The following is a 12,110-nucleotide window of genomic DNA, read 5'->3' on the forward strand; positions in this document are numbered from 1 at the left end:
GGAGAGTTCACATGGGTCTGCACATTAAAGGATTCATCATACCCTTATTAGTATTGCTGCCGAATCTGATCTTCATTTTCTTCCCGCCCCGGAATGCTCCTGATTCTTTGGCCTCTACACCCCTGATCTTCACGATCTTGGAGCGGGCAGGCCAGATCACTTGCTTCATGATACCTATTGTTCTGGGCCGCAAGCTTGCAGAACAGCCCCTTGGCCTGTCTGCCGGACTGATGGCTGTCTGCCTGCTGATTTATTATATATGCTGGGCCCGCTTTTACTGGAATGCGAGAGAATTTGCCGTGTTGTTCACGCCTTGGCTTGGAATTCCTATTCCTATGGCCGTCTTTCCGGCAATCTACTTCATGCTGCTTGGATTCTGGCTTGAGTCCTGGCTGCTCCTGATCCCCGCTTTTCTGTTTGCCATGGGTCATTTGGTGAACAGCTGGAATGTTTATGCTCAGGTGCGCTAGAAGCCCGCTGGTATCCGCTTCACAACATATCGATCCTGTCTTTCATAAAAAAACCGCCATTCCCATCAGGCTGAAGTTTTTGCAAACTTGCCCGGAGGATGGCGGTTTCTTGCAGATCTATTATGCTTCTGATACGGAAGCCGCAAGCCAGTCCGTTAACCGTGTAGGGGCAATTCGCGGATGGTCTCCGGCCGGAACAAGCGAGTGATCCTGCAATGCTGTTCCGAAATAATGTGCCTCCGTATCGCCGACCACCTGACGCGCATCCCCCTTAGCCTTCAGCGCTTGCCGGACGAATTCATCCAGAGACAGCTTATCCGGTCCGGCCAGCTCGGCTATCCCGTTCACTGGGGCTTCAAGGGTATAATCAACCAGCGCAGCTGCTACATCCCCAGAGGCTATGGGCTGTACCCATGCCGAAGGCAGACGGACGATATCCCCCTCTGTAGCGGTATAGGCAATGCCCTCCGCGAAGTCGAAGAACTGGGTCGCCCGCACGATGGTGTAGGGAACCGGGGAAGCCTGGATCAGCTCCTCCTGAGCCATTTTTCCGCGGAAATAACCGCTCTGCAGCAATCCGTCAGTCCCCACTACAGATAGCGCCACATGATGCTTCACTCCTGCTTCAGCTTCAGCAGCCAGCAGATTGCGGGTCGTTGTCGCGAAGAATTCCAGCACAGCATCGTCTGCGAATGAAGGTGAATTTGCTACATCAACAACGGCATCAGCCCCTTTAAGCGCTTCTGCCAGCCCCTCACCAGTCATAGCATTGATGCCCAGAGAAGGTGATGCGGCCACAGTTTCATGACCCAGCCCCTGAAGCCGGCTCACCAATTGCTTTCCAATAAGTCCGCTCCCGCCAACCACTACAATTTTCATGTCTATTTCCTCCTGGTTTATAGCCTATATCCATAGGCCGGTATTTAGTAAACGCTTTGCAACAGACACAAACCGCCCTGCCACGGGCGCTCTGCCTCCATCCTATTTTCTTTGCTGTACATCCTGTAGACAAACTAGACCGGAGTTCTGTGACAAACAGCTCTCTCCCCGCGTAACAGGTTCCGGCACCGTTCCTACTAAACCGCAATTCACCTAAGAATTCGCGCAACAAACCAACATAGCAGCAGGCTTATAATAACCATAAGAACAATATAGCGATATTATGGAGGTTATTATGAACTGGAAAAATGCGATTGAGCACACGCTCTCTACCACCCGCCTTAACATCAAGCGCTTTGGTGACAAATCTCCAATTGTAAGCCTGGGCGACGGCAAATATCATCTGACTGACCATACCAGCTGGACGGAAGGCTTCTGGTCCGGCATTCTGTGGCTGAGCTATGAATACAGCCAAGACCCTGAGATTCACGCCGCCGCCATCCGGACGGTTGACTCCTTCAACAAGCGCATGATTGCCGGGAAGGAGCTTGATCACCATGATATTGGCTTCCTATATTCGCTGTCCGCCAAGGCACGCTGGATCACCGATAAGGATGAGGCTTCGCGTCTGCTGGCCTTGCAGGCAGCCGATGTACTGATGAAGCGCTGGCGCTCTGCCCCGCAGCTCTTTCAGGCGTGGGGACCGGAAGGGGATGCAGACAACGGGGGCCGGATTATTATCGACTGCCTGATGAATCTTCCGCTGCTCTGCTGGGCCACTGAACAGACCGGAGATCCCAGCTATGCCGAGTATGCCCGGATTCACGCCGAGAAAAGCCGGCGCTTCCTGGTGAGGGGAGATGACTCCTCCTACCATACTTTTTATTTTGACCAGCAGACGGGGAATGCCCTGCGCGGAGGAACCGCACAAGGTTATCAGGACGGCTCCACCTGGACGCGGGGACAAGCATGGGGGGTCTACGGCTTTGCCTTGGCATACCGCTATTTTAAAGAACCTCATTATCTGGAAACCTCCAGAAGAATGGCCCGCTATTTCCTGGAGCATCTTCCCGCCGACCATGTCGCGTATTGGGATTTCGATGCCCCGCAGGAGGAGTCCACTCCACGTGACAGTTCAGCTTCCGCCATCGTTGTATGCGGTCTCCTTGAGCTGCTGGAGCACCTGCCGGAGGAGGACCCGGAACGGGTATGGTATGAGGAAGCCGTCAACAAATCGATGGATTCCCTGCTGAACCGCTACTTTACCGCCGGCAGCCCGTCGGAAGAAGGCTTTCTGCGTCATGGCTCCTATTCAGTCAGAGGGAACTCATCTCCGGATGATTTCATGATCTGGGGAGATTACTTCTTCCTGGAGGCGCTGCTGCGTCTGCAGCAGGGTGTTCCGGGGTATTGGTACGAACGGGGATAGCATATTACTGCATCTTCATTGACTAGAATCTGATCTGCAGGTGCGCAACATCAACTGCGGCACCCGGTTGAAACCCTTTATACCGGCAGGCTCTTTTACAGAGTCCTGCCGGTTTGTGCTCCTCTAGAATGAATGCTGCCGGTGGATACTGTTACAATCCTGCAAGAAATACAACATTCTCCTCATCAAATCAGCCCAAATCCGGAATTGTTGCAGAAAATGCAGCAATTCCCCTCCTCCAAGCGGCTCAGCGGGACAATTCCTGTATTTCATACAACAATTCTCCCGAACACCCAGGTATCCGGGAACCAAAGCTGTATTACTTACAACATTTTAGGAATGGAGGATGGGATTTTCACAGTTGCACTGCCAAAGAGCCATGGATTGGCTGGTTGTTTGGTTCGTTGCTTGGTTCGTTGCTTGGTTCGTTGCTTGGTTCGTTGCTTGGCTGGTTGCTTGGTTCGTTCGTTGGTTCGTTGCTTGGTTCTTTGCTTACTTGCTTGGTTAGTCGGTTGCTTGCTTGGCGATTGTAGTCTTATAAGTGTGGCCGAAATCGCAGTTTTATTTTTAGCAGCCTTCTATTTATACTGAAGTTAACAGTAATGGAATTAATAGCAGTGAACTATGGTTGATAAGGGAGCGTCGTATGAGCATGGACAGGAACAGGAACGATCATCCGCCCGAGGGAATGGACCCCGGTTTGTTTATGTACAAATATAAATATATTGACGGGGAATCCCTCTATTTTCATGCGCATAGGGGAATTGAAATCCTGTACATTTACAGCGGCTGCGGTGAGATCATGGTGGAGAATCAGACCTACCCTATTGAGGATCATACACTGGTCTTGTTTCAGCCCTATCAGCTGCACCGTGTAATGGTTCCTCCGGCAGAAGGCCGTTCCTATATCCGGACCAATCTGACCTTTGATCCTGGTTTCATGGACCATTATCTTTCCGCGTTCCCTATCCTGGGGCAATTCTTCCGGAACCTGTGGAGGGGCAGCCTGCGGCAGCCGGTATTCTACGGAATGAATGACACCCGTATTCCCGAGGTGCTGGAAGAGCTGCATCAGTGCACCAAGCACGCTGCTGCCTGCCAGGAGGAGAACACAGGTCTGCTTATGCTTCAGCTTATCCGGCTGTTTCAGACCCGGCTGCCTGATGTCCTGTCCAATCTCCTCCATTCACGCGGCAGCTCACATGTCCAGCGGATTACCGAATGGCTGGATGAACATTACAAGGAGCCGTTCAGCCTTGAGGCGCTGGCCGCCAGCCTGCATCTGTCTCCCTACCATATTTCGCATGTATTCAAACAATATGCCGGCATCACACTGTCCGAATATCTGATGCAGCGGCGTGTCAGAGAAGCCTGTATCCTGCTCGCCAACACCAGCCAATCTATCGGGGAAATCGCGGTAGAAGTAGGCAATCTGTCCCCGTCCTATTTCAGCCAGATGTTCAAGAAGAATAAAGGAATCTCCCCTGAGAAATATAGGAACAGCATCCATTGAATCTATAACGCGGTGAACCGCTTTTAAGGTTTTAAGCTAACAGGCAGGTTAATGAAACCACACAGTTCTTCGAAGCGTATAACCATTATTCAAATTTTCCCAATACGGCTCATACGGAGGTGAACTTGACTGGAGCATTTTTATGACTTGGTTCAATTGGCACTCTCAATTGCACTCATCTCTTCCTTAGTATTAATTCCATTCACCCATTTTTCTTTACAAGAGGTACACTGGGGTCATGAAACACTTGCTGCAGCCGGTTCAACCTGGTATGTGGCTGTCAGACTGTCTCAACCGAACAGCATTCAGAAGTGGATAGTTCGTACCGTCAGACGAAGAGAAGCACCTGATGATGAAGACCATAGTCCTTCCCCACATTGATATTCATACTTTCAATTAGGGAGGACAACGATTAAAAAGATTATGTTGCTACAAAAATGGGCCAAGCCCATTCTCGTCATGTTGATTGGAGTTATTCCGGTCATTGTGCTCAGCGGGTGTTCGGCAGCATCCCAATCCAACCCGATTAATGCCGGTTCACCAGGCATATTTAACCATTTTTTTATTTATCCATTTTCGATCTTGATTAAATTTTTCGCGGATACCTTTCACGGAGACTACGGATTAGCGATCGTGCTGATGACATTCATCATCAGACTTGCGATCCTGCCGCTCATGATGAATCAAACCAAGAAACAAATGGTTATGAAAGAAAAGATGGCCGTCCTCCAGCCGGAATTAACTGCACTTAAGGAGAAGTATAAGAACGATGTCAGTACGGATGCCAAAAAACAAGAGCAAACCGAGATGATGCAGCTCTACCAGAAGCATCAATTCAATCCCTTAAACATGGGGTGTTTACCGATGCTTCTCCAATGGCCGATCACTCTCGCATTTTATTATGCCATTCGCCGTACCCCGGAGATTGCCGCTCACGATTTTCTGTGGTTTAACTTGGGGACAACAGATATGATTTTGCCGCTGATTGCCGCTGCGGTGTATTACGTTCAGTTCCGTGTGTCTCAATCTGTTTCAGCACAGCCTCAGCAGAATCAGAATAGCCAAATGGCTTTTATCGGATTGTTATCACCGGTCATGATGGGTTTATCTTCTTTTGCTATGCCCGCCGCGTTGCCGTTATATTGGGCAGTAGGCGGTATATTTATTATCGTGCAAACAGTGATACTCAATAAAATGTACACGAAGCCAAATGCAGCGGGTAAAAATCTGCCTGCCAGTGTAGAAGATTTATAAGATTTCAACCAGTCATAGAACAATACTAAATACAAGGCATCTGAGGCGCGGCCTCAGATGCTCTTTTTTGTTGGCGGCTTGTTAACGTGGGAACATAAACACTCCTCTTAGATTCCCAGCCTGCTCAACTGTAAAAGCGCCCTTCCCGCAGGAAGAGCGCCCTCGAAGCTTAGATTAGTTTTATGGCAAGACCGAGAAAATAATATCATCGAACAGCATATAAGCGAAGCCGCTGGTATAGAAGCCGACCTTGCCGGACGGGCGGTGCCCCGGATCGCTGCCGGAGAGCCTTAGCGAGCCGTCCACAGATACGGCGATATCTCCGTCCCGGGCCGTCACCTTCACCTCATACTCCGTATCCGGCAGCAGGTCATGTCCAGGCAGGACCGTCTCGGTCAGCTTCTGCCAGGCTGTGTCGTACAGTATCCAGGCGGAGGTTCCGTCTGCCCGGGTACGGTAGCCGATCCGAGTGGAGCCGGAGCTGTCCTGGCGGTCGAAGATGTACAGGATGCCGTTATCCGGCATCACAAGCGGCGTCTTCAGCTTGAACTCCAGCTGATAAGAAGTGAAGCTGCGGTCGAGCAGGCCGGTAGCACCGTTCAGCAGTTTATAGCGGCGGTTCCCGTCCGGATCAGCGGCGATGCTGCGGTTAGGGTCTACCGGCCAGCCGTTGCCCCCGTTCTCAAAGTCTGTCTCATGCATAATGCTAGAGACGGTTACTGTAATGTCCGCCTTAATGAGCGGATTTACCGTAGACACAGCCGAGATAAGGGTCTCCCCTTCGTATACGGCGTGGACCACTCCGGTGCTATCCACCGTGGCGACCGCCGGATTGGCCGACTGCCAGGATACGCCTGTATCCGGCGTATCCGCAGGATCAAAGGATAGCTGCAACTGCCGCTGTTCCCCTGCGGCAATACGCACCTTGCTCTCCGCAGGAATGATTCCGGCCAGCGTAGTCGTAGGAGCCTTGAACTGAATGTCATCGAAGTGCATCTGGCTGACATTGCTGACGTAGAAGCCGACCTTCCCCTCCGCATTATGGCCTGGATCATTGCCCTTCAGGCGGAAGGCTCCATCCAGGTACACGCTGATGTCACCGCCTTTAACGAGCATTTTGACCGCATACTCTGTATTCGGCTGCAGGTCATGCCCGGGCAGCTTCACTTCCTTCAGCACCGTCCAGGCTGAATTGTACAGCAGCCAGGCGGAGGTGCCGTCCGCCCGCGTCTTGTACCCGATCCGGCTGGAGCCGCTGCCGGCCTGGCGGTCGAAAATATACAGGGTTACATTATCCCCCATAATCTCCGGCGTCTTCAGCTTGAAGCTCAGCTCGTAATCGGAGAAGGACTTGGGACTGAGCGCTGAGGCTCCGTTCAGAATCTTGTACCAGCGGTTTGGCCCAATCTTCTCAATGCTGCGGTTCGCATCCTGCAGCCAGCCGTTCGCGCCGGATTCGAAATCCGTGAAATCCATTACGCCGTCGCCAGCCTCCACGTTGACCGTAACCGTAGCCGTCAGCAGCGGATTCTCCGCCGAGGCTACCGTAATGACCGTGCTGCCGACCGCCTGGCCGGTTACAATACCTGCCGTATCCACAGCTGCGATACCGGGATCGGCCGAAGTGAAGGTCAGGACGGGATGATCCGCGTTCCAAGGAAGCACCGCCGTGCGCAGCTTCAGCGTTTTCCAGCGGTCCACGGTAACTTCGCTGTCATAGACGGCTATTCCCTGAACAGGATAGCTGTCCGTGCCTGCTGTCGTGCCAGCTTTGCCAGTAACGCCGATGTCGTTAAACGGAATGTCTGGAAACCCGGGAATAACATCGAAGACATCCGCATCCGGCCGCAGCGACAGATCGCCTCCCGCCAGGTCGGTGAAGCCGGGATCTGCTGCGCTCACCCAGTTATTGGCGTACTGCACAAGCCCAAATTTGTCATACGCCCCGTACACATTGGTCGTTACACTGCGCGGAACCGACGGGTTGTAGACGACATTCCCCTGGAACGTATTGGTGTCGGGATAATACCGGTTCTCCGTGAAGAAATCCGCCAGCTCGGGATACTTCGTCAGATAAGGGGTCCCGGTGAAATTATTGTTTGCCGCGAACAGCGCCTGCCACTTCGGCATGTAGTTCAGCGGTACCTGATCATCCGGCTCATCGCCCAGGAACATATCCGCATAATCATAAGGAATTTTGCTGTCGATAAAAATATTGTTGCGGGTCAGGATATGCGCGCCGCCGTTGTTTTTAATAGCCGAATTGCCCATCTTGTAAAAAATATTCTCGTCGATAGTCAATCCCATCGTGAAATTGTCGGGATATACCCCCTCCACTCCGGCCTTGCTCTCGCCGATGTTATGGAAGTAATTGCGCCTGATGACCGTGCCGCGCTCATGGGGCTGCTCGCCGGCATTCATGTAGATCGCGCCGAGATCCGAGAAAGTGGTGCATACATCATAGATCTCGTTATACTCCACGGTATGATCATTGCCGAAGATCAGCACGCCCGGATGGGGCGCATCATGCAGCTCATTGTGCGACATGCGGTTGCCGACGCCGGACAGCAGCACCCCGGGATTGTAGGCTTTATGATAGTAGGCAAAATCATGAATATGCGAATTCTCCACCACATTATTCCCTGGCGCAAGCGTCGTTTTGTTGCCGCCTGTCAGCGTGACGGCGGTGCCGCCGATATGGTGAATATGGGTGCTGATAATGGCGTGGTCCGTTCCCGGTGCCCCTTCAAAATTGTTGTAATAGAACCGGCTCTGTGTGTTAACCAGTACCCCGCTGTTGGTGAAATTGCGGATCTCGCTGTTCAGAATACGCATATGGCTGCCGCCCATGAACACTGCAGCAGAATCGCGGCCATTCTCAAGCACAAGCTCGGTGAAGTCAATGTACGAAGCATTCAGCGCGTTGATCATCGGACTCTTCAGCATCGTGACTTCAATATCCGGATTCTCGGCGGCTGCAAACTCGGCGTTCGGCAGGAAATACAGCTTGCCCGCCTGGCGGTCGATGTAATATTCGCCCGGCATATCGATTTCCTCCAGCAGATTTTGCGCAAAATGGAAATCAGGGTACCAGTTTTTGAAGATGCCGCTCATTTCCCCGTAACGGAGGGTGATGCTTCGGGCAGCCGTGTCAATGGAAGCAATCTTGTTATACGACCACTCCCAGCTGTAGCCGAAGATCCCGTCCAGCCAGATATCGTCTGCCTGCGTCCAGTACTGGGGCCGGTCATACGTATAAGTGAAGGTGCCGCCGCGCGTATGCACCTCCCCGTCCGGGTCCTTCCTTGTCGGACCGGGATCAAGGATTTCATCCATCTGGACGGTGCTCTCATTGGGCCAGCGGGCCAGCGTCATGCCCTGTCCGGCCACATACAGTTCCATTGGCGGCACCTCGCTCAGATCATTGGCCAGATAATAGCCATGACGGCTGAGCTGGCCGTAATCGGTGATCCCGAGCGCTGCCAGATCAGCTACCAGTACCTCACTTCTCGCCTCCGGGCTGATGATTCGGCTGAGCACCGACGTGTCCGTAACCGGAACGAACGCTGACTTGGCCAGCTGCTCCGAACCTGACAAAGTCACGGACTCACCCGGATAAGCCGTGTAAGTGACCGGCTTGCCGGCTTCGCCTGAATCCTGCTGCCGCAGCTCGAAGCTGGACGTCTGTTCATACCTTCCTTCGCGCAAATACACAGTGACGCCGCCCTCCGGCAAGCCATCCTCCGCTTTCAGCGTCCGGATGGTATCACGGGCTTTTTCCAAAGTCAGAAACGGGGCATTCTGCGTCCCATTATTGGAATCGCTTCCATTAGTGGCGACATAAATAACCGCCCCCGGAGACCCTCCCTCCGCCGATACAGTACCCGCAATCTGCGGGGCAGGATTGATCGTGAACAACATACTGGCGGCAAAGGCTGCAAGCAAACGTTTTTTCACCAAGGCTCCTCTTCCTTTCCGGTTGGAATGATAACGGCTCCGCCGGTATTATATCTTGGCGAAGCCGTCCATGAGCAGCAGGTTCCTGTGATCTCCTCCAAAGGTGCAGGTATATTCTCTATGAGGCTTATTTCTTCAGGCCTTTATCCTTAAGGAATTGCTCGAATTGTTTGGTTACCTCTGCTACGTATTTCTCTTCGCCCGCTTCCTTCAGCTTACCGTATAATGCAGGCCAGGTTTCTTCGAAGTCGAGTGTTCCCGTAACCAGTCCCCGTTTATATTCACCCCAGACCGCATTCAGGTTGGCGATCTCCGTATTCACCGGCTCGGAATTGAACTTGAAGGCACCTACAGGATTGACCTCTGAATTGGAATTGATCTTTTTGGTCTCTTCCCAGACATTCTCCGGTTGCCCTTCTTTCAGATAGGAGTTGAATACGCTGCCAAAAACCCAGTCCATATTCGGCAGATAACGGGAATCCGCCTTTGCCTTGATGTAATCCCCATCGGCCTTATCATAGTGTTCACCGGCAACACCATTGCAGAGCAGATTGTACAGCTCCTTGTCGGTATTCACCAGATTAAGGAACATCATCGCACGTTCCGGATTAGGGGCCGTACGGCTGATCGACTGGTTGGTCGTAGCCGAATAGCCGTTGGAGAACCAGTCGCTAAGCGGTACAGTAATAACTTCGTTGCCGCCGTTTTTGGCCTTCACCTCAGCCTCCACACCCGGCTTGAGAGTAACGTTGAAATCGACTGCAATTTGGCCTTTAGCCAGGTAATCATTCGCTTTTTCGGTAGCGGCATCCTTGTAAATATAGCCTTCCTTATACCATTTGCTGGCCAGCCGGAAATTGTCCAGCTCTTCTTCCGGATAACGCTGCAGCGTATACGTAGGATCATCCGTTTTGATATAGAAATGGTCATCCAGCCCCGGAACTACCCAATATTTGTCGTCATGGGACTGCGGATTGATGAAGGAAGTGCCGAATACGCCAAACGGAATGATGTCCGGTTCATTTTGCTTGATTTGGGCCAGGAACGGTTCGATATCCGCTATCTTCTTGATGGAAGCGGTGTCAAGTTTGTACTTGTCGGCGAAGCGCTTCTGGATGATGAAGCCGTAACGGGAGCCGTTGATCTGCTGGTTCGGGATACCGTAAATTTCCCCGTCGACCGACAGACCGTCCCACATTACCTGCGGCACATCCGCCTTCAGCTCCGGCGCATATTCATCCAGCAGGGCATCCATCGGCTGGATGGCACCTTTGCGCACCAGCTCTTCGGGCTTCAGCATGTAGCCGGTCCAGAGAATGTCGAACTTCTCGCCCGCTGCAAGCACCGTGTTCATCTTCTGCACATAGTCCCCGATCGCAACAGGCATCAGCTTCACTGTGGCATTAATCTTCGCCTTCACAAGCTTGTTGACTTCTTCCTGCACCTTCTCCTGATCGGCCTGCAGCTGCGACAGCGGATAATACCAGGTCAATTCGACCGGCTTCAGCTCGCCTGCGTTTCCTGATTCCGGAGCTGCACTTTGCGTGCTTTCCGCTCCGCTGCTTCCTTCGGTACCTTTCCCAGCATTACTGTTGCCGCCGTTATTGTTGCCTCCGCAGCCGGATAGCACCGATGCAACAAGCAATACAGATGCCAGAACTCCAAACAGCTTCTTTTTCATGTAAGTGACCTCCTGTACTTTGTACATGTAATTGTATGTTAACCCTTTAGGGAGCCAACCGTAAGCCCTTTGACGAAAAACCGCTGAAAAAACGGGAAGATCACCAGCATCGGTCCGCCGGCCAGTACGGCAATCGCCATCCGCGCCGAGCTGTTGGGGAAACTCGATAGATCGATGCCCAGCTGTCCGGTAAATTCAGAGTTCGTCGTGAGAAATTCAATGCTGTTGAGCGTCCGCACCAGCAGCAGCTGCAGCGGCACTTTGTTCGGATCGTCGATGTAGAGCATCGCGTTGAACCATTCGTTCCAATACGTGAAGGATATCAGAAGACCCAGAGTAGCCAGCGCAGGCGTCGACAGCGGCAGGATAATCTTGAAGAAAATACGGAATTCACGCGCCCCGTCAATCTTGGCCGATTCAATGATCTCCAGCGGAATTTTGGACATGAAGCCTTTCATGACCATGATGTTGAACGGCGACAGCAGAATGGGCAGAATCAGCGCCAGCAGACTGTCTTTCAGATGCAGATATTGCGTAATGAGAATGTAGGAAGGAACGAGCCCCCCGCTGAACAGCATGGTGAAAAATACATAGAAGGTCGTCGCCCGGTTATACCGGTAATCCTGCCGTGAGATCACGTATGCAGTCATCGCAGTCAGGAGCAGGCCGGCCAGCGCGCCAATAATGGTCACCGTGAAGGTCACTCCATAGGCGCGGAGCAGAATGTCAGGAGCATCCAGCAGATAGCGGTAGGCATCCAGACTGAAGGTTTTGGGGATAAACTGATACCCGTTTTCGGTCAGCGACTTCTCATCTGTCAGCGACACGGCGATGACCAGCAGAAACGGCAGGACGACCACAATCGACAGCACCGTAAACAGCAGATTAATGAACAGCTTGGAAAATTCGAATTTCTTGCCCACTGTC

The 12,110-nt window shown here is 52.4% G+C and carries 8 protein-coding genes; 4 read left to right on the forward strand and 4 right to left on the reverse strand.

What is annotated here, in order from left to right:
• Positions 1 to 11: 11 nt before the first annotated feature.
• A complete protein-coding gene (locus P40081_RS28715; protein ID WP_042139558.1) occupies positions 12 to 470 on the forward strand; it encodes a hypothetical protein in 459 nt (152 codons plus the stop codon).
• A gap of 120 nt (positions 471 to 590) precedes the next feature.
• Here P40081_RS28715 and P40081_RS28720 read toward each other — a convergent pair whose 3' ends face one another.
• Positions 591 to 1,349 carry an SDR family oxidoreductase gene (locus P40081_RS28720; protein WP_042139560.1) on the reverse strand — a complete coding sequence of 253 codons (759 nt, stop codon included), beginning with the start codon at positions 1,347 to 1,349 and terminating at the stop codon, positions 591 to 593.
• A gap of 295 nt (positions 1,350 to 1,644) precedes the next feature.
• On the opposite strand from P40081_RS28720, the gene P40081_RS28725 reads away from it, so the two are divergent.
• The 3 genes from P40081_RS28725 (at position 1,645) to yidC (ending at position 5,545) form a co-directional block, all read left to right on the forward strand.
• Positions 1,645 to 2,778, forward strand: a complete 1,134-nt coding sequence (locus tag P40081_RS28725) for a glycoside hydrolase family 88 protein (protein ID WP_042139561.1) — start codon at positions 1,645 to 1,647, stop codon at positions 2,776 to 2,778.
• A 652-nt stretch (positions 2,779 to 3,430) separates the two neighbouring features.
• Positions 3,431 to 4,291: an AraC family transcriptional regulator gene (locus P40081_RS28730; protein ID WP_197074295.1), complete on the forward strand. Its 861-nt coding sequence runs from the start codon at positions 3,431 to 3,433 to the stop codon at positions 4,289 to 4,291.
• 423 nt (positions 4,292 to 4,714) lie between these two features.
• Positions 4,715 to 5,545 (forward strand): membrane protein insertase YidC, encoded by an 831-nt coding sequence (yidC, locus tag P40081_RS28735; protein ID WP_042139563.1) that lies wholly within the window; start codon positions 4,715 to 4,717, stop codon positions 5,543 to 5,545.
• 180 nt (positions 5,546 to 5,725) lie between these two features.
• On the opposite strand, the gene P40081_RS28740 is transcribed toward yidC, so the two are convergent.
• From P40081_RS28740 to P40081_RS28750, 3 genes are all read right to left on the reverse strand, one after another.
• Complete coding sequence (locus P40081_RS28740; RefSeq protein ID WP_042139564.1) at positions 5,726 to 9,502, reverse strand: Ig-like domain-containing protein; 3,777 nt, start codon at positions 9,500 to 9,502, stop codon at positions 5,726 to 5,728.
• A 127-nt stretch (positions 9,503 to 9,629) separates the two neighbouring features.
• Complete coding sequence (locus P40081_RS28745; protein ID WP_042139565.1) at positions 9,630 to 11,183, reverse strand: ABC transporter substrate-binding protein; 1,554 nt, start codon at positions 11,181 to 11,183, stop codon at positions 9,630 to 9,632.
• A gap of 38 nt (positions 11,184 to 11,221) precedes the next feature.
• Positions 11,222 to 12,106 (reverse strand): carbohydrate ABC transporter permease, encoded by an 885-nt coding sequence (locus P40081_RS28750; protein WP_039294420.1) that lies wholly within the window; start codon positions 12,104 to 12,106, stop codon positions 11,222 to 11,224.
• Between the last annotated feature and the right edge of the window lie 4 nt (positions 12,107 to 12,110).

Origin of the sequence: Paenibacillus sp. FSL P4-0081 (assembly GCF_000758565.1) — a bacterium.
Taxonomy (GTDB): domain Bacteria; phylum Bacillota; class Bacilli; order Paenibacillales; family Paenibacillaceae; genus Paenibacillus_AQ; species Paenibacillus_AQ phytohabitans.